Annotated in this window: 11 protein-coding genes, 1 tRNA gene, 3 pseudogenes and 1 riboswitch; of the genes and pseudogenes, 4 read left to right on the top strand and 11 right to left on the bottom strand. The window is 71.5% G+C overall.

The genetic code is table 11. The annotated features are described in order from the left end of the window. The first annotated feature begins 23 nt into the window (after positions 1-23). Entirely contained in the window at positions 24-1541 is a 1518-nt protein-coding gene (gene glpK, locus AC0ZLC_RS16150; RefSeq protein ID WP_476752648.1) for a glycerol kinase GlpK, read from the top strand. A gap of 74 nt (positions 1542-1615) precedes the next feature. Here glpK and AC0ZLC_RS16145 read toward each other — a convergent pair. The 8 genes and pseudogenes from AC0ZLC_RS16145 to AC0ZLC_RS16110 all read right to left on the bottom strand — a co-directional run bounded on the left by AC0ZLC_RS16145 (position 1616) and on the right by AC0ZLC_RS16110 (position 8467). Further along, positions 1616-1689: transfer RNA gene (locus AC0ZLC_RS16145), tRNA-Pro, on the bottom strand. Positions 1690-1769: 80 nt separating this feature from the next. Beyond that, positions 1770-2537 (bottom strand): NPP1 family protein, encoded by a 768-nt coding sequence (locus tag AC0ZLC_RS16140; RefSeq protein WP_476752647.1) that lies wholly within the window; start codon positions 2535-2537, stop codon positions 1770-1772. Between the two features lie 302 nt (positions 2538-2839). After that, positions 2840-3438 (bottom strand): annotated as a pseudogene (locus AC0ZLC_RS16135) (serine hydrolase domain-containing protein); the annotation flags it as partial. A 291-nt stretch (positions 3439-3729) separates the two neighbouring features. After that, positions 3730-4557 (bottom strand): bifunctional hydroxymethylpyrimidine kinase/phosphomethylpyrimidine kinase, encoded by an 828-nt coding sequence (gene thiD / locus AC0ZLC_RS16130; protein ID WP_476752646.1) that lies wholly within the window; start codon positions 4555-4557, stop codon positions 3730-3732. A 47-nt stretch (positions 4558-4604) separates the two neighbouring features. Further along, positions 4605-4856: pseudogene (locus AC0ZLC_RS16125) on the bottom strand (cytosine permease); the annotation flags it as partial. Beyond that, positions 4846-4940, bottom strand: a riboswitch (TPP riboswitch). It overlaps the preceding pseudogene by 11 nt. Positions 4941-4983: 43 nt before the next feature. Further along, positions 4984-6024, bottom strand: coding sequence for a ComEC/Rec2 family competence protein (locus AC0ZLC_RS16120; protein ID WP_476752645.1), 1041 nt, complete (start codon positions 6022-6024; stop codon positions 4984-4986). After that, positions 6021-7301, bottom strand: coding sequence for a hypothetical protein (locus AC0ZLC_RS16115; protein WP_476752644.1), 1281 nt, complete (start codon positions 7299-7301; stop codon positions 6021-6023). The genes AC0ZLC_RS16120 and AC0ZLC_RS16115 overlap by 4 nt, the downstream gene beginning before the upstream one ends. Next, positions 7298-8467, bottom strand: a complete 1170-nt coding sequence (locus tag AC0ZLC_RS16110) for a caspase family protein (protein WP_476752643.1) — start codon at positions 8465-8467, stop codon at positions 7298-7300. The genes AC0ZLC_RS16115 and AC0ZLC_RS16110 overlap by 4 nt, the downstream gene beginning before the upstream one ends. Before the next feature lie 148 nt (positions 8468-8615). On the opposite strand from AC0ZLC_RS16110, the gene AC0ZLC_RS16105 reads away from it, so the two are divergent. After that, a complete protein-coding gene (locus AC0ZLC_RS16105; protein ID WP_476752642.1) occupies positions 8616-9671 on the top strand; it encodes a DUF2235 domain-containing protein in 1056 nt (351 codons plus the stop codon). Positions 9672-9697: 26 nt separating this feature from the next. Here the strand turns inward: AC0ZLC_RS16105 and AC0ZLC_RS16100 are convergent, their stop codons facing one another. The 3 genes and pseudogenes from AC0ZLC_RS16100 to AC0ZLC_RS16090 form a co-directional block, all read right to left on the bottom strand. Next, entirely contained in the window at positions 9698-13072 is a 3375-nt protein-coding gene (locus tag AC0ZLC_RS16100; protein ID WP_476752641.1) for a pyruvate carboxylase, read from the bottom strand. 136 nt (positions 13073-13208) lie between these two features. Next, positions 13209-15023, bottom strand: coding sequence for an ABC transporter ATP-binding protein (locus tag AC0ZLC_RS16095; protein ID WP_476752640.1), 1815 nt, complete (start codon positions 15021-15023; stop codon positions 13209-13211). Between the two features lie 329 nt (positions 15024-15352). Next, positions 15353-15721, bottom strand: a pseudogene (locus AC0ZLC_RS16090) (amino acid permease); the annotation flags it as partial. A 162-nt stretch (positions 15722-15883) separates the two neighbouring features. Between AC0ZLC_RS16090 and AC0ZLC_RS16085 the strand changes: the two are divergent. Beyond that, positions 15884-16711, top strand: a complete 828-nt coding sequence (locus AC0ZLC_RS16085) for a chitosanase (protein WP_476752885.1) — start codon at positions 15884-15886, stop codon at positions 16709-16711. 163 nt (positions 16712-16874) lie between these two features. Continuing rightward, positions 16875-17402, top strand: a complete 528-nt coding sequence (locus AC0ZLC_RS16080; RefSeq protein ID WP_476752884.1) for a cellulase family glycosylhydrolase — start codon at positions 16875-16877, stop codon at positions 17400-17402. Positions 17403-17450 lie beyond the last annotated feature (48 nt).

The following is a 17450-nucleotide window of genomic DNA, read 5'->3' as shown; positions in this document are numbered from 1 at the left end:
GCCCGCGAAGGAGGCGTATTCCCATGGCGGACTTCGTGGGCGCGGTGGACCAAGGGACCACCAGCACCCGTTTCATGATCTTCGACCACGCCGGCAACGAGGTGGCGAAGCACCAACTCGAGCACGCCCAGATCATGCCGCGCTCCGGCTGGGTCGAACACGATCCGGTGGAGATCTGGGAGCGCACCAACTCGGTGATGCAGAACGCCATGCGGCACGGGAACCTGTCCCCGACCGACCTGGCGGCGATCGGCATCACCAACCAGCGCGAGACCACGGTGGTCTGGGACCCGCGCAACGGCCGTCCCTACTACAACGCCATCGTCTGGCAGGACACCCGCACCGACTCCATCGCCGCGGCGCTGGAACGCTCGGGGCAGGGCGACGTCATCCGCCGCAAGGCGGGGCTGCCGCCGGCGACCTACTTCTCCGGCGGCAAGATCCAGTGGATCCTGGAGAACGTCGACGGGGTCCGTGAGGCGGCCGAACAGGGCCACGCCCTCTTCGGCAACACGGACGCCTGGGTCCTGTGGAACCTGACGGGCGGTCCCGACGGCGGTATCCACGCCACCGACGTGACCAACGCCAGCCGCACCATGCTGATGGACCTGGAAACCCTCGACTGGGACGACGAGCTGCTGGGCTTCTTCGACATCCCCCGGGCCATGCTGCCCGCCATCAGCCCCTCGTCCCACCGGGAGGCGTTCGGGGTGACCCGGACCTCCCGGCCGCTGCGCGCCCCGATTCCCATCACGGGCGTGCTCGGCGACCAGCAGGCGGCCACCGTCGGTCAGGTCTGCTACGCGCCCGGCGAGGCCAAGAACACCTACGGCACCGGCAACTTCCTGGTGCTCAACACCGGTACGGAACTGGTCCGTTCACAGCACGGTCTGCTCACGACCGTGGCGTACCAGTTCGGCGACAGCCCGGCGATCTACGCCCTGGAGGGCTCGATCGCGGTCACCGGGTCCGCCGTGCAGTGGCTGCGCGACCAGATGAAGATCATCAGTGACGCGGCCGAGAGCGAGACCCTGGCGAAGACCGTCGAGGACAACGGCGGAATCTACTTCGTGCCCGCGTTCTCGGGTCTCTTCGCCCCGTACTGGCGCTCCGACGCGCGCGGCGCGATCGTCGGCCTCGCCCGGTACAACGACGGCGGTCATCTGGCCAGGGCCACGCTGGAGTCCATCTGCTACCAGAGCCGCGACGTCGTGGAGGCGATGGAGCAGGACTCCGGGGTCCACCTCGACGTGCTGAAGGTCGACGGCGGCGTGACCGCCAACGACCTGTGCATGCAGATCCAGGCCGACGTCCTCGGCGTACCGGTCAGCCGTCCGGTCGTCGCCGAGACGACGGCGCTCGGCGCCGCCTACGCGGCGGGGCTGGCCACCGGCTTCTGGCGCGACACCGACGAACTGCGCACCCACTGGCAGGAGTCCAAGCGCTGGGAGCCCCAGTGGTCCGAAGACCGGCGCGCGGAGGGCTACGCGGGCTGGAAGCGTGCGGTGGAGCGCACGCTCGACTGGGCGAAGGTCGAGTAGCCGGGCCCGGCGGCGCAACGGTCAAAGGCCGTACCGGATGTCCGGTACGGCCTTTGACCTGCGACTTCGCAAAGTCGGGACGACAGGATTTGAACCTGCGACCCCTTGACCCCCAGTCAAGTGCGCTACCAAGCTGCGCCACGTCCCGCCGCGTTCCCGTGGTGGCCCACGTGATCGCGCAGGTGAACCCTACCGCACGCGCACGGCCGGTCTCGCCGCGCGTGCTCGTCAGGCGTTGGGGTCGAAGGCGATGCCGGCCGGCTCGGCCTTCGCCAGGTGCGCGTTGAAGTTGCCGTCCTTGAGGCCGAAGACGGCGCTGCCCCAGTTGGCCTGGCTCAGCTTGTCGCGGAGACCGGCGGGGTAGCCGTTCCAGCCGACGAGGCTCGGGAAGCGCCAGGCGTGGGAGTGGTTCTCCGGCGGCTCGTCGTTGGAGTTGGCCGGGCGGAAGCAGTGCGTGCGCACGCCGTCCTTGTGGTAGACGACCTTGGGGTGGGTGCCGTCCCACCGGATCCGGTCGCGGCCGTAGACACTGAAGCCGCCGTGCGCGGAGGTGGAGACGTACTGGGCCTGGTTGTTCTGCACCCACACCACGACGTGCTCCCAGTCGTGACGGTGCCCGCCGAGGCTGCTGCCGGCCACGGCCTGGTCCTTCTCGAAGTAGAGGCCGTACATGATCGCGCACCACCCGTTGTTGCACTTCTCGCGCGCGTAACCGTTGGTGTTGTCGAGGTCCCAGGAGTCGCGGCACTGCCCGTTCAGGGCACCGGACGGGTTGAGACCGGCGTTGAGGGTCCCGTCGGGGCCGATGGCCGGCGTCGGGTAGCAGCCGTCCGTGTCGTAGTCGAAGGCCGGCTGGAACGTCTGCTCCAGTCCGTCCGCGTCGGCCGGCAGGGCCGTGGGCGGACCGGCGAGCGCGCTGCCCGGGAGGGCGACGACCAGCGCGAGCGCGCTGCCGAGGATCACCGAGACTCGGCGGGTGCGTGAGTTCTTCTTCACTACGTCCTCCTGGTCGACCGCGGTGGGGGGCGGAGCGGGCGGTCGCGTTGACATGCCCGGATCAGCTTTCCGGGCCGTCGCCGAAAGCACCAGAGGCGGCAGGTGTCGGAGTGATGAAGGATCAACCGGAGTCGGGAGAACGCGGGTTGGTGCGGCGCGCGGTCACACGGCCGCGCGCGGCCTGACGAACCGCGCGCAGCGCGACCGGCTCGCTCGGCGAGCGGCTGGACAACTCCCGCCGCCCGGTCGGCCGCGCAGGGCCGGGCGGCGTCAGCGGGCAGCAGGCGGCAGGCAGCGGGCGCTCAACGCAAGGGGACCGGACGGTCGTGGACGTTCTTCGGCGTCGCGATCTCGGTGATCACCCGGGCGACGAGCGAGGACGGCTCCTGCTCTCCGACGAGGATGTCGGTGTTGATCATCACCACCAGGGTGGCCTTCTTCGACGGCAGGTAGACGGTCACCGTCTCGTAGCCCGGGATGGAGCCGTTGTGCCCGAGCCGGCCGCCGGACTTGAAGATGCCGAGGCCGTAGCTCGTCCCGGGGTCGCCGATCGGCAACGTCTTGAGCCGTTGCGCCTGGGTCTTCGGGCTGAGCAGTTCGCCGGTGGCCACGATCTTCGCCCACCGGCGCAGGTCGCGCAGGTCCGAGATCATCTGCCCGGCCGCCCAGGCCCAGCTGGGTTCCAGTCCGTGGAGTCCTCCACCTCACCGCTCAGCGTCTGGTCGGTGTAGCCGCGGGCGTGCGGTGCGGGGAACTCGTGCTCCTCGGGGAACAGCGTGTGGCGCAGGCGGGCCGGCCGCAGGACCCGCCTCTCGATGAAGTCGCCGAGGCGGGGGCCGCTGACCTTCTCGATCACCAGGCCGAGGAGCACGAGGTTGCTGTTGGAGTACTGGAACTCCGCTCAGGGCTTCGAGTGGCAACGTCACCATCCGGTCCCCGGGGTACACCCCTCGCCCGGTACGCGTTCCTGCGAGTCCACCCGTTCGGCGCCACGGGGGTCTCCGGACGGCCCCGGACAAGGGCGCACGCCCGGTCCCGTGCGGCGCCACAGGGGTCTTGGTGGCGGCCCCGGACAAGGGCGTACACCCCGCCGGCCCGTCCGCGGATCCCGCTCACCGTGCCGCCCCGGGGCGGCGGACACCGGTGACGGACACGACGCGGGGCCGCGGCGAGGATCACCCGGGTCGGCGGCTCAGTGGCCCGCGCGCAGCCGCCAGCCGTGGTCGACCGGGCCGAGGCCGGCGCCCAGCGGGAACCCCGCCGCTATCGCGCCCGTGACGTAGTCCTTCGCGAGCCGCACCGCCTCGGGCACCGTCCTCCCCTGCGCCAAACCCACGGCGACGGCCGAGGCAAGGGTGCAACCCGTGCCGTGCGTATGCCGGTTGTCGTGGCGGGGGGCGCGCAGCCAGTGCGCCTCCGTGCCGTTGGTGAGCAGGTCCACGGCCTCGCCCGGCAGATGCCCGCCCTTGACCAGGACCCAGCGCGGCCCGTAGGACAGCAGTCGCTCCGCGGCCTCGGACATGCCTCGCTCGTCCGTCGCACGGACGCCGGTGAGCTGCGCCGTCTCGTCCAGGTTGGGCGTGGCCACCGTCGCGACCGGCAGCAGCACGGAACGTACGGCGTCCAGCGCCTCGTCCGCGAGCAGCCGGTCGCCGTGCTTGGACACGCTCACGGGGTCCACGACCACGGGTGCGGCGGTGTCCGCGAGCAACCCGGCCACGGTGGCGACGAGTTCGGGCGAGGCGAGCATCCCGGTCTTCACCGCCTGCACGCCGATGTCGTCCACGACACTGCGGTACTGCGCCCGCACCGCTTCGGCCGGAAGCTCCCAGGCGCCCTGGACACCGACGGAGTTCTGCGCGGTGACCGCGGTGAGCACGCTCATCCCGTGTGCGCCGAGCGCGAGCATCGTCTTCAGGTCGGCCTGGATGCCCGCGCCGCCGCCGGAGTCCGATCCGGCGACGGTCAGGACGCGGGCCGGTGCGGCGGACGGTCCGGCGGGGGTGACGGGCGGTGTCATACCTGGTTCTCCGTACGGGGGACGGCGTGCGGGGGGCGAGGTCAGCGGACGACGGCGGTGAGCGCGGTGGCGAGGTCGAGGCCGAGTGCGACGCCGACCGTGCCGGTGAACACGCCGGTCATGGTCGGGCTGGGCGCGGACCACGCCGTGGACAGCCGGCCGTGGCGTGCGCCTTCGGGCACCGGCACGCTGCCCCGCGCCTCGACGCGCAGGTCACCGGGGGCGGCGGGCATCCGCCCGGGGAAGACGCGCTGCGGGCCTGCGACGGCCGCCTCGCCGCCGGCACGCGGCAACGACATGAGACATCCCTCCGCCAGTGCGAACTGGTTCAGGTTCGACGGGTGTGATCTCAGCCCTCGTGCGGGGCACCCCGTGTCCGGTACGCCGGTCAGGATAGCCGAGCCGTGGACGGGCCCTGCGGGTCCCTCACAGTTCGAAGCCGGCGAACCCGTCCTCCGCGTCGTGCCCCGGTGCCGTCACGGTGTAGCCGAAGCGTTCCCGCAGGCCGGGGACGTCCCACGGCACGGCGCGGTCGCGGTAGTTGAAGACGATCTCCTTCTCGGCTCCGCCGTGTTCGAGGATCCGGGCGACGGCACTCTCGTCGGGGTGCTGGTGCCGCGCTCCGCTGGTCGAGATCAGGTAGCGGTCGCAGTCGATCAGTCCGAGGAGTTCGTTCGAGAGGTTGTGACCGCTGCCGTGGTGGGCGACCTTGAGCGCGTCGAGGTGCAGCCGTCCGCCTTCCGCCTCGGCCCGGGGCCGCAGCGACGCCACCAGCCGCCCGTCGGCGGCATCGCCGGTGAGCACGATGCGCCGGCCCTCGAACTCGAAGAGCAGGCCGATGCTGGTGACGTTCGTCGGTGAGGTGTCGGCCCGGAAGGGGGACGCGGCGAGCTGCGCCACGTTCACGGTGCCGAAGTGCTCGAAGCCCGGCACCGGAGGGTTCTCCTCGGGGTTCCGGCCGGGAATCAGGCCGTGCCTGGCGCATTCCGCGGTCCACAACGGGGCCAGCCGCTCCAGCTGGCCGCGGTCGGGAGAGAGGACCTCCATGGTGGATCCGTCGTCGAACCAGGCGAGCGGGCGTCCGACCTCGACGCCGCGTCCGCCGAAGGCGTCGTTCCACGGCGTCCGCTGCGCCAGGAGAGCGCTGGTGAGCTTCTCGCCGTCCCGGGCGCCGAATCCCTCGGCGTCCAGCAGGTGGTCGAAGCCGTTGAACCAGACGTCTGCGAACTCGACGGTCCGGTCGGGGTCGTCGAGCAGGGCGAGGATTCCGAGGATGTGGTCCTGGTCGACATGGGTGACGACGAGGACGTCGATCAGGCCGTCGAGGCCGGCGAGGGTGGACTTGATACGCGGATAGGTACGGGCGCGTCCGCCGTCGACGAGGACGCGGCGGACGAATGTGCCGTCCCCGTACTCCAGGAGCAGGCAGTCGCCGTCCTCGCCGGGCAGCATGGTGAACCGGATCATTGCGACCTCCTGCGCAGGGCGACGACCACGAACGGTTCCCGCATGTCGACCCGCCACGACAGCCGGCGGGCGCGGTCGAGCCGGTCGGCGCACTCGGGGTCGTCCGGGAACTCGGAGAGGCCGTGGATGAGACGGCTCAGCCCCAGCGTGAAGACCGGGACCCCGCGTTCGAAGGCCTCGACGAGCGCGTCCCGTGCCGCCGCCCGTTCCGTCTCGTTCCGGGCCCGGCGCAGGTGACGCATGGCCCACAGCACGGACCCGTCGCTCATCCAGTCGCACTCGTGCCGCAGCCGGTCGAGCCAGGGGTCCCAGCGGTGCGGCTCCTCCGTCAGCTCGCTGCCGACCAGGACGTAGGCGCCTGCCACCGCCGCTAGCGGGTTGGTCATCCGGCCGTAGAGCATGGTCTCCGCGTCCCGGACGAGCGTCGCCGCCGCGTCGAAGGCGCCGCGGACCATGTATCCGAGGGCGGGTCCCACCCGGCTGTCGCGCACGGTGACCGAGACGGCGCTGCCGCTGGGACTCTGCCGTTCGTTGACCAGCACCTCGATCTGCGCGGATCCCCAGGGGGCCGGCAGGGTGACGACGTACTCGTTGCCGGCCAGGTGGACTACGAGGAACTGCCGCGGCCCGGTGCGCTCGTCCAGGGTGGGTCCGCCGTCCTCGTCCAGCGGGCCGTGCGGGCCGAACCGGTAGAGCCGGGCCGCCGCGTCGCCGAGGTCGAGGCTCCCTACGGAGTGCGGCGAGGACCGGGCGAGCTCGAACACCGCCGACCGCCGCACCAGCCCGTCGGCCAGTGGGAGCATGGTCGTGAAGTGCCAGCCCTCCGGCTTGGGGTCGCCGACCCAGGCCGCGTGGCCCGGTTCGACGATCGAGTCCCACTCCCAGACCCCGGACCGCGCGCCCTGGGACCGGGGCACGGGAACCGCCTGACCGTCGTGGTAGGCGCCGTAGGACTCGATGTTGCCCATCAGGTACTGCCAGGAGTGGGACTCGTAGGGCGAGCCCGCGGTGCAGAGCGTCACCACGGTGTGCGCGCCCTCCCGTACCTCGGCGTCCTTGGACAGAACGGCACCCGAGGGCAGCCGGGCGGAGACGACGTAGTGCCCGGGAGTGACCTCGTAGCGGGCCGGCGGCGCCGAAGTGCCGCAGGGGAAGAGGACGTTGCGATGTGCGGCTCCGCCGTCGGCCGAGTAGATGTTGCCGACGACCTTGGCCCCGTCGGGGAGGTCCGTCTCGTGAAGGTCCAGTGCGACGGTCACGCTCAGGCCGGTGCTCATGACCGCACCAGCTGCACCCGGCGGAAGACCGGTCGTACGGTGATGGACTTGCGCAGCACCTCGTCGCCGATCCGCGCCTCGAAGTCGTAGTCCCCGAAGCTCAGTTCTATGGCCCACTCGCTCTCCGGGTCCGCGCCGCCGCCCTCCCCCGCGGCCCGCCGCAGCCGCTCGCAGCCGTCCTCCTTGCAGACGAACTCCGCCGTGGCGTTGTCCTGGGCGGGCGCGCAGCTCACGTACACCGGAACGACTGGCGGGCCGGGCAGTTCGTGCAGGACGAAGACGGGCAGTTCGCCGACCGAGGGGACCTGCACGCCCGCGACCGCCCCGGCGAACTGCGGCTGGTGCATGAAGTGGTCGATGGCCTCGAGCAGATGGGAGGTGTTGACGCGCCACTCGCCCTCGGGATCGTCGCTCGCCGCACCCGCGAGGCTTTTCAGCAGCGCCTCGGTGAAGAGGCTGACCCGGCCGGGCCGGGCGTGCGACCGGTCTCCGGACAGGGTGGCGTAGTAGGGGATGTGGAACCGCCGGGGGAGGTCGAGCGGACGGGTCCCCGCGCCCAGCGGCAGGCGCCCGGCGAACCGCGCGCCCGAACTCTCGATCAGGACATCGGAGTTGGACCGGCAGGCGTCGACGAAGAACACCTGCTGGGCGGCCCTGCACCGCTTGAGGCCGTTCATCAGCCCGGCGAAGTCGAGGGCGCAGTTCAGCGGGTTGTGCTGGTCGGCGAAGATGTCGGCGGCCAGCAGTGCCATGTCGTCACCCTGTGAGACGCCGTGTCCGCAGAAGTAGAAGACGAGGCGGTTGTCGACGTGGCTGTCGCCCCGGTCGTACCACCGGGTGACCGCGGCGAGGATGTTGTCGATGGTCGCGACGTCGATGTCGTGGGCCTCGCCGGTGCGAGGGTTCACGAAGGGGGTCGGCCGGTCCTCGCTCAGCAGCAGGGACAGGCTGCCGAGAGGGCGTCCCCGGTCGCGGTATTCGGAGAGGAGCCAGCTCGCGAGGGCACGGGCGGAGAGCGGGGGCGAGCTGAGCTGCCGCATGCCGTCGGAGTCCGCGACCGGGGCCTCGCCACCGGCGAGGTGGGGGTACTTGCCGACGCCGATGACCAGGGCGTGGGTGCGCGGGGACTCGGCATCCGCGTCGAGGTGGACTACTGAACCGGCCATGGACCCTCCGGAAACCCACCACACCAGAGCATGCCCGAAGGCAGCATTTCTCTTACTATATTCCTGTACGTCAGATGTGTCCCGGTATACCCACGCGGGTGGCTCCGCTCACCGTCGACCGTCGCCCTCAGGGAACGCGAGGCCCGACATGGCCAAGAATCTCGTCGTCTGTCTGGACGGCACGGGCAACCAGTTGAAGGCGAAAGGGAACACCAACGTCGTCCGGCTCTACGAGATGCTGGACCTGGCCGTTCCCGCCCGGCAGATCGCGTACTACGACCCGGGCGTCGGCACCTTCTCCGCGGCGGGCGCCTGGACACCGGCGGGCCGCCGCCTGTCGAAACTGCTCGGCCTGGCCATCGGATCCGGAATGAGGGACAACCTGGCCGAGGCGTACACGTATCTGATGAGGCACTACGAACCCGGTGACCGTATCTACGTGTTCGGCTTCAGCCGGGGTGCCTACACCGCCCGTGCGCTCACGGGCATGCTGAAGGCCGTCGGGCTGATGCGGCCCGGCATGGAGAACCTCGTCCCCTACGCCGTGTCCGTGTACGCGAAGAACAAGGACTGGTCCTCGCAGGACTGGGCCCAACTGCACCGCTTCGCGGGCGCCTTCAGCAACGCAGTCGACGGCCGCGTCGGCATCCCCGTCGAGTACCTGGGCATCTGGGACTCCGTGAAGGCCGCAGGCGTGCTGCGGTGGAACGTGCGGTGGCCGTACACGCGGCAGGCCCCGGGAGTCCGCCGCGTCCGGCACGCCATGTCCATCGACGAGAAGCGCCGGCCCTACCGCGAGTACCTCGTCACCCCCGGAGAGGGAAAGCGGTCCGCCTCGGTCGAGCAGGTGTGGTTCGCCGGGGTGCACTCCGACGTGGGCGGCACCTTCGACGACGACCCCCGGCTCCCCAGTGTCGCCCTCAAGTGGGTCGTGGACGGCGCCCTCGAGGCGGGTCTGCGGCTGAAGCCAGGAGCCTACGCCCGCGAGGTGGCCCTCGTGCCGGAGGACGCCCTCGGCACCGTGCACCGGATGGGCTGGGTCTGGTCACTGCTCACCTACCGCCGCCGCCGGCTGCCCCCGGACGCCCACGTGCACGCGAGCGTCCGGACGCGGCTGGAGACGGACCCGGGCTACGCGGGCCGGGTGCCGGTGACCGCGGTCTGGTCCGACCCGGACTGGCTCACCGCGCGCACGGCGCCGTGATCGGCGACACGCCGGCCACCGGAACGTCAGGCGATCTCCACGAGCAGGTCGCCGCCCTCCACCTGCTGGATGCGGTTGATGGCCAGCCGCGACACCGTGCCGCTCCTGGAGGCGGTGACCGCGGCCTCCATCTTCATCGCCTCGATGGTGGCCACCGTGGCACCGGCCTCGATCTCGTCCCCCTCGGTGACGGCGAGCGTCACCACTCCCGCGAACGGCGCGGCGACGTGGCCGGAGTCGGCACGGTCGGCCTTCTCCGTGGCCGGGATGTCGGAGGAGACGGCGGCGTCGCGCACCTGGATCGGCCTCAGCTGGCCGTTCAACGCCGACATCACGGTGCGCATGCCTCGTTCGTCGGCCTCGCCCACGGCCTCCAGCTCGATGAGCAGCCGGACGCCCGGTTCGAGGTCGACCGCGTACTCCTTGCCCGGACGCAGCCCGTAGAAGAAGTCCTTGCTGTCGAGCACGCTGGTGTCGCCGTAGGTCTGCCGGTGCGTCTCGAACTCGCGGGTCGGCCCGGGGAACAGCAGCCGGTTGAGCGTCGCCCGCCGGTCCTTCACCAGACCGTCGCGGTCGTCCGCGGTCAGCTCCTCCCGGGGCTTCGGCGCGGCGCGGCCCTCCAGCGCCCGGGTGCGGAACGGCTCGGGCCACCCGCCGGGCGGATTGCCCAGCTCGCCGCGGAGGAAGCCGATGACGGAGTCCGGGATGTCGAACCGGTCCGGGCGGGCCTCGAAGTCCTCCGGGTCGACGCCGGCGCCGACCAGGTGGAGGGCGAGGTCGCCGACCACCTTCGACGAGGGGGTGACCTTCACCAGGTGGCCGAGGATCCGGTCGGCGGCGGCGTACATCGCCTCGATCTCCTCGAAGCGGTCGCCGAGGCCCAGCGCGACGGCCTGCGTGCGCAGGTTGGACAGCTGCCCGCCGGGGATCTCGTGGTGGTAGACCCGCCCCGTCGGCGAGGCGAGGCCCGCCTCGAAGGGCGCGTAGATCCTGCGGACGCTCTCCCAGTACGGCTCCAGGTCGCCCACGGCCCGCAGGCTCAGCCCGGTCGGCCGCTCGGAGTAGTCGGTCGCCGCGACGATGCCCGACAGCGACGGCTGGGAGGTGGTCCCGGCCATGGACGCCACCGCTCCGTCGACCGCGTCCGCTCCGGCCTGGATCGCGGCCAGGTAGGTGGCGAGCTGGCCGCCCGCGGTGTCGTGGGTGTGGATGTGCACCGGCAGGTCGAACTCGCGGCGCAGCGCCGATACGAGTGTGGCGGCGGCCGGGGCGCGCAGCAGGCCAGCCATGTCCTTGACGGCGAGGACATGGGCGCCCGCCTCGACGATCTGCTCGGCCAGGCGGAGGTAGTAGTCCAGGGTGTACAGCCGCTCGGACGGGTCGGACAGGTCGGAGGTGTAGCACAGGGCGACCTCGGCGACGGCCGTTCCGGTCTCCCGTACGGCGTCGATGGCGGGCCGCATCTGTCCGACGTCGTTCAGCGCGTCGAAGATCCGGAAGATGTCGATGCCGGTGGCCGCCGCCTCCTGCACGAAGGCGTCGGTCACCTCGGTCGGGTACGGCGTGTAGCCCACCGTGTTGCGGCCGCGCAGCAGCATCTGCAGGCAGATGTTCGGCACCGCCTCGCGCAGTGCGGCCAGGCGTTCCCAGGGATCCTCGGCGAGGAAGCGGAGGGCGACGTCGTAGGTGGCGCCGCCCCAGCACTCCAGGGACAGCAGTTCGGGCAGGGTCCTGGCCACCACGGGGGCGATGGCGAGCATGTCCTTGGTGCGGACGCGGGTGGCGAGCAGTGACTGGTGGGCGTCGCGGAACGTGGTGTCGGTGACGCCGATGGCCGGTGACGCGCGCAGCCACCGGGCGAAGCCGTCGGGGCCCAGCTCGACGAGCCGCTGCCGGGAGCCGGCGGGCGGTTCCCCGGCCGGCACGGCCGGGATCTTGGTGGTGGGGTCGACCAGCTCGGGCCGTTCACCGTGCGGCTTGTTCACCGTGACGTCGGCGAGATAGGTGAGCAGTTTCGTGCCGCGGTCGGCGGAGTGGCGTGCCGTGAGCAGGTGCGGGCGCTGTTCGATGAACGAGGTCGTGACCCGGCCGCCCCGGAAGTCCGGGTCGTCGAGCACGGCCTGGAGGAACGGGATGTTCGTGGCCACGCCGCGGATGCGGAACTCGGCGACGGCACGCCGGGCCCGGCCGATCGCGGTGTCGAAGTCCCGGCCCCGGCAGGTGAGCTTGACCAGCATCGAGTCGAAGTGGGCGCTGATCTCCGTACCGGCGTGGGTGGTGCCGCCGTCCAGCCGGATCCCGGAACCGCCCGGCGAGCGGTAGGCGCTGATCCGGCCGGTGTCCGGGCGGAAGCCGTTGGCCGGGTCCTCGGTGGTGATACGGCACTGGAGGGCGGCGCCGTGCAGGGTGACGGTCTCCTGGGAGAGGCCGAGGTCGGCCAGGGTCTCACCGGAGGCGATGCGCAGCTGGGCCTGCACGAGGTCGACGTCGGTGACCTCCTCGGTCACCGTGTGCTCGACCTGGATGCGCGGGTTCATCTCGATGAAGACGTGGTTGCCGTCGCGGTCGAGGAGGAACTCCACGGTGCCGGCGTTGCGGTAGCCGATCTCCCGGGCGAACCGCACGGCGTCGGCGCAGATCCGCTCGCGCAGCGCCGGGTCGAGGTTCGGCGCGGGGGCCAGCTCGATCACCTTCTGGTGGCGGCGCTGCACCGAACAGTCGCGCTCGAACAGGTGGATGACGTTGCCCTGCCCGTCGGCGAGGATCTGCACCTCGATGTGCCGGGGCTCGATGACGGCCCTCTCCAGGAAGACCGTCGGGTCGCCGAACGCGGAGGCGGCCTCGCGCGACGCGGCCTCGATGGACTCGCGGAGCTGGGCGGGGTCCTCGACGCGGCGCATGCCGCGCCCGCCGCCGCCGGCGACCGCCTTGACGAACACCGGGAACCCGACGTCCTCGGCGGCCCGGACGAGTTCGTCCACGTCGGTGGAGGGGGCCGAGGACCCGAGTACCGGCACGCCGGCCGCGCGGGCGGCGGCCACCGCGCGCGCCTTGTTCCCGGTCAGTTCGAGCGTCTCGGTGCCGGGCCCCACGAAGGTGATGCCGGCCGCCTCGCAGGCGCGGGCCAGGTCGGGGTTCTCCGAGAGGAACCCGTAGCCCGGATAGACCGCGTCCGCTCCCGCCCTGCGGGCCGCGCGGACGATCTCCTCGACGGAGAGATACGCCCGCACCGGGTGCCCGGGCTCACCGATCTCGTAGGCCTCGTCGGCCTTCAACCGGTGCAGTGAGTTGCGGTCCTCGTGCGGGAAGACGGCCACGGTCCGCGCGCCCAGCTCATAGCCGGCACGGAACGCGCGGATCGCGATCTCACCTCGGTTGGCGACCAGCACCTTGCGGAACATGCGGGATCCCTTCAGCCTGCCGGTGACGCGCACCATGGTGTCGGCCCCGCCCGTTCCGCGCCATGTGAGGCGGCCCACTCCCCCGCTGTGAAGCAGGCCACTCCGGCGGCTTCTCGCCCCGCCGGGGTCCTCGCGGTCAGGGCAGCCGGGCCCGCGCGGGGCTGTCGTCGAGGAAGCCGCCGGACTGGTGCTGCCACAGCTTCGCGTAGGTGCCGGCGCGGGCGAGCAGTTCCTGGTGGGTGCCCTGTTCGACGATCCGGCCGCGGTCCAGGACGACGAGCCGGTCCATGCCGGCGACCGTGCTCAGCCGGTGCGCGACGACGAGCGCCGTCCGCCCTTCCATGAGCCGCCACAGCGCCTCCTGCACGAGGAGCTCGCTCTCGGAGTCCAGGGCGCTGGTGGCCTCGTCGAGGAGCAGGACCGGCGCGTCGCGCAGGATCGCCCGGGCGAGGGCGACCCGCTGGCGCTGGCCGCCGGACAGTTTCACGCCGCGCTCGCCGACCATGGTGTCGAAGCCCTCCGGCAGCGCGTCGGCGAACTCCGTGACGTGCGCCGCCTCGGCCGCGCGGCGGATCTCGGCGTCGGTGGCGTCCGGCCGGGCGAAGGCGATGTTGGCGCGCAGGGTGCGGTGGAACATCGCCGGGTCCTGGGGGACGTAGGCGATCAGGCTGCGCAGGTCGGCCTGGCGCAGCGCGCTGATGTCCTGGCCGCCGATCAGGATCCGTCCGCCGTCGATGTCCGTCATCCGCAGCAGCAGCCGGGTGAGCGTGGTCTTGCCGCCGCCGGACCGGCCGACGAGACCGACCTTCGCCCCGCTGGGCACGGCCAGGTCGAGGCCCTCGAAGAGCGGCCGCGCGCCGGAGTGGGCGAAGGTGACGTGCTCGAAGCGGACGTCGGCGGCCCGGGACAGCAGCGGCTGCGGGGACGGCGGGTCGAGCACGGTCGGCGGTGTCAGCAGCAGCTCGGTGAACTGCGCGGCCTCCGTCATCGAGCTCTCCAGACGGCGGTAGATCTGGTTGAACTCGAACATGATCCGTGTCGCGTTGGTGTAGTACATGAAGGCGACCACGACCGCTTCGACGCCGAGCCTGCCGCCGCCGAGGGCGACCGCGAGCAGCAGGCCGAGCGCGTTCGTCAGGACGGACATCGGCGCGACCAGCGTGTCGATGCGCAGGTTGCCGTAGTCCCACGACCGCAGCGTGAGCCGTCGTGACTCCGCGACGCGGGAGCGGTGCTCGGCGGCCTCGCCCTCCTCGGCGGCGAAGGCCCGGACCGTGTCCATGTTCATCAGGCTGTCGGCGACGTGTCCGGACACCCGGGCGATCGCCTCCTCGCGCCGGCCGACGAGTGCCTGGCGGCGCCGGATGAGGGGCGCCACGCACAGCGCCGTCAGCGCGATCATCACCAGGAGCCCGACCACGAGCAGTGGTTCGTAGTGCCACAGCACCACCGACCCGAAGATCAGCGGTACGAGGCTGCCCACGACCGAGAACGTCAGGGTGTCGACGCCCTCCTCGAAGCGGGAGGCGAAGCTCAGGACCCGCTTCGTCAGCGACCCCGCGAAGTTGTCGTGGAAGAACGCGGCGTCCTTGGCGAACAGCTCGTCCATGCCGATGACGTACAGGTGCTCGATGCCGAGGGCGTCGACACGGTTCAGGCAGTGCAGGCCGACGCGCCACAGCAGCTCCGCGAGCAGCAGCACGCCGGCGAAGCCGAGTACGTAGGGCAGGGTCTGGCCGAGGCCCACTCCGGCGTCCCCGGCGATGCGGCCGACGAGCTTGGCGACGACGAGCGGGGCGAGGTAGTTGAGGCCGATGTTGCCCAGCGCCGGCAGCAGCACGGCGGGCACCGCCAGCCACCGCAGCCGGACCAACTCCCGTCCGTAGAAACGAAGTGCGAGGGACACCGCCCCTTTTCCGGGCGGAGTCCCACGCGACATGACCGGTCCCATCCCACCCCCCGTGTCGTCGTACGGCGACCGCTCCGGGGTCGTCCGGCCGGCGACGCGAGGGGTGACGACGACGGTCACGCGCCTCGCGCCGGCTCCGACACGCACGTCCGGGCGGTCCGGGAACCGCAGTGTGTCGCGACGCCGCGGGCGCGGTCCAAGCGTTTTCGCGGTCGGCGGCCCGCCGCGCACGGTTTCACGCCACTCACGGAGGTGGGGCAGGGCCTTCCCCGACTGCGCCGCCGCGCTCGCACGAGGCCGACGCGCACAGGAGGGCGGCGGGCCCGGGGCACTGACACCCCGGGACCGCCGCCCTTCGTGGTCCTACGGGGTCACACGGAGGCGGGCCGCTCCTCCAGGTACTCCTCGCTGATCTCCCGCGGCCCGAACGGCCAGGCCTTCTCGAAGCGGGCCCACGCGACGAAGGCCACGCAGCCAAGCGCCAGCCAGGCCGGCGACCACTCGACGGGGTGTCGACCGGGGGAGTTGGTGTCGGCGTAGCCGTAGATGACCAGCCAGCCGACCAGTGCGACCGCGCTCGGCAGCGGGTACAGCCACATCCGGTACGGCCGCCTCAGCGTCGGCTGGCGCTTGCGGAGCACGGTCAGCGCCAGGATCTGCGCGAGGGCCTGGACCAGGACCATCACGGTGGTGAGCAGCTGGATCAGGGTGATCAGGTCGGTATGGCGGCCGATGAGGAAGCGCTTTCCTCGGGACCCGCGCCCGCCGCAGCGGGCGCCACGCGGAACCATCTCGGCCGGTTGCGGGGTATTGAGTCGGCGCGACGTCTGGTAGTAAAGTTTCCTAACAAGTCGCCCGAGCATCAACTTCCTTATGGAGGCACCGTGTTCACCCCCCACCGCATGCGACTGGCCGTCGGCGCCCTGCTCGGCGCTGCCCTGATCGCCGCACCCGTCACCGCCCACGCGACCGCCGCCACCAGCGCGGACCAGGCCGCCGTGAGCGCCTCGGCGGCCGCTGCCGTCGGGCTCGACGATCCGGTGAAGAAGGACATCGCCATGCAGATCGTCTCCAGCGCGGAGAACTCCTCGCTGAACTGGAAGGCGCAGTACAAGTACATCGAGGACATAGGCGACGAGCGCGGCTACACGGCCGGGATCATCGGCTTCTGTTCCGGCACCGGCGACATGCTCGACCTCGTCGAGTACTACACGAGCGTCAAGCCGGACAACGTCCTCGCCAGGTACCTCCCCGCCCTGCGCAGGGTCAACGGCACCGACTCGCACGAGGACCTCGACCCCAACTTCACCAGTGACTGGGCCAGGGCAGCGAATGACTCCGCCTTCAAGAAGGCCCAGGACCACGAGCGCGACCGCGTCTACTTCAACCCCGCCGTCAAGCAGGGCAAGGCCGACGGGGTGGGCACGCTCGGCCAGTTCACCTACTACGACGCGATCGTCATGCACGGTGACGGCGACGACTCCACCAGCTTCCGCAACATCCGCAAGCGCGCCCTCTCCAAGGCCAAGCCCCCGTCCCAGGGTGGCAACGAGACCACCTGGCTCAACGCCTTCCTCGACGCCCGCGTCTGGGCGATGAAGCAGGAAGAGGCGCACAGCGACACCAGCCGCGTGGACACGGCGCAGCGGGTGTGGCTCAACAAGGGCAACCTCAACCTCAACACCCCGCTGGACTGGAAGGTTTACGGGGACTCCTTCCACATCGGCTGATCGGCGCCGTCCGTACCGCGCGGCGGCGGCCCGGGGTGACCTTCCTCCTCCCCGCTCCGGGCCGCCGCCCACCCCCCACACCCCCGCCCCCGGTCCGGCCGCCTGCCGCGCTCCCGGCGGGGCTTTGCGCCCCGGCTTTCCGCCCGGCCGCCCGCCGTCGTAGCTGCCGCGCCCGCCAGCCCGTACGCCACCGGGACGGTCTGCTCGCCCAGCGCACGCACCGACACGTAGGCCGCGGCCCCCGCGGTGCCACGCCCAGCCACAGAGGCCCTCGTCCTCGACGGCAGGGACGCGGCCCACCCACTCGACGCAGCGTTGGGCGTCCTCCGCGCCTCCTTCGAAGCGGCGGGCGGCTACTTCGCCGAACGCGTCGCACCGCGAGGAGTACCTCGGCACCCTGTCCCGCGCCGCCGACCGGATCCCCGTGTTCGTCACCGGGTTCGGCACCCAGAACTACGCGGGCGAGGGCAGCAACGACTTCAGCATGTCGCAGAAGTACCTCGACCTGATGGCGGCCAAGAAGATCAGCTGGACCAACTGGAACTTCTCCGACGACAACCGCACCGGAGCGGTCTTCAAGACGGGCACCTGCGACCGCAACGGCTTGTGGACCGGCACCACTTCGCTCAAGCCGGCCGGGGTCTGGATCCGCGACCGCATCCGCACCGCCGACGACTTCCCCACCGCCTGAGGGACGCGATCCGCCCGTGCCCCACCCGGGCCCCACCGGGCGCTCCCT

Source organism: Streptomyces sp. GLSS-08, assembly GCF_056387915.1.
The sequence above is the reverse complement of the archived record's forward strand: the minus strand, read 5'-3'. Positions and strand labels throughout refer to the sequence as shown.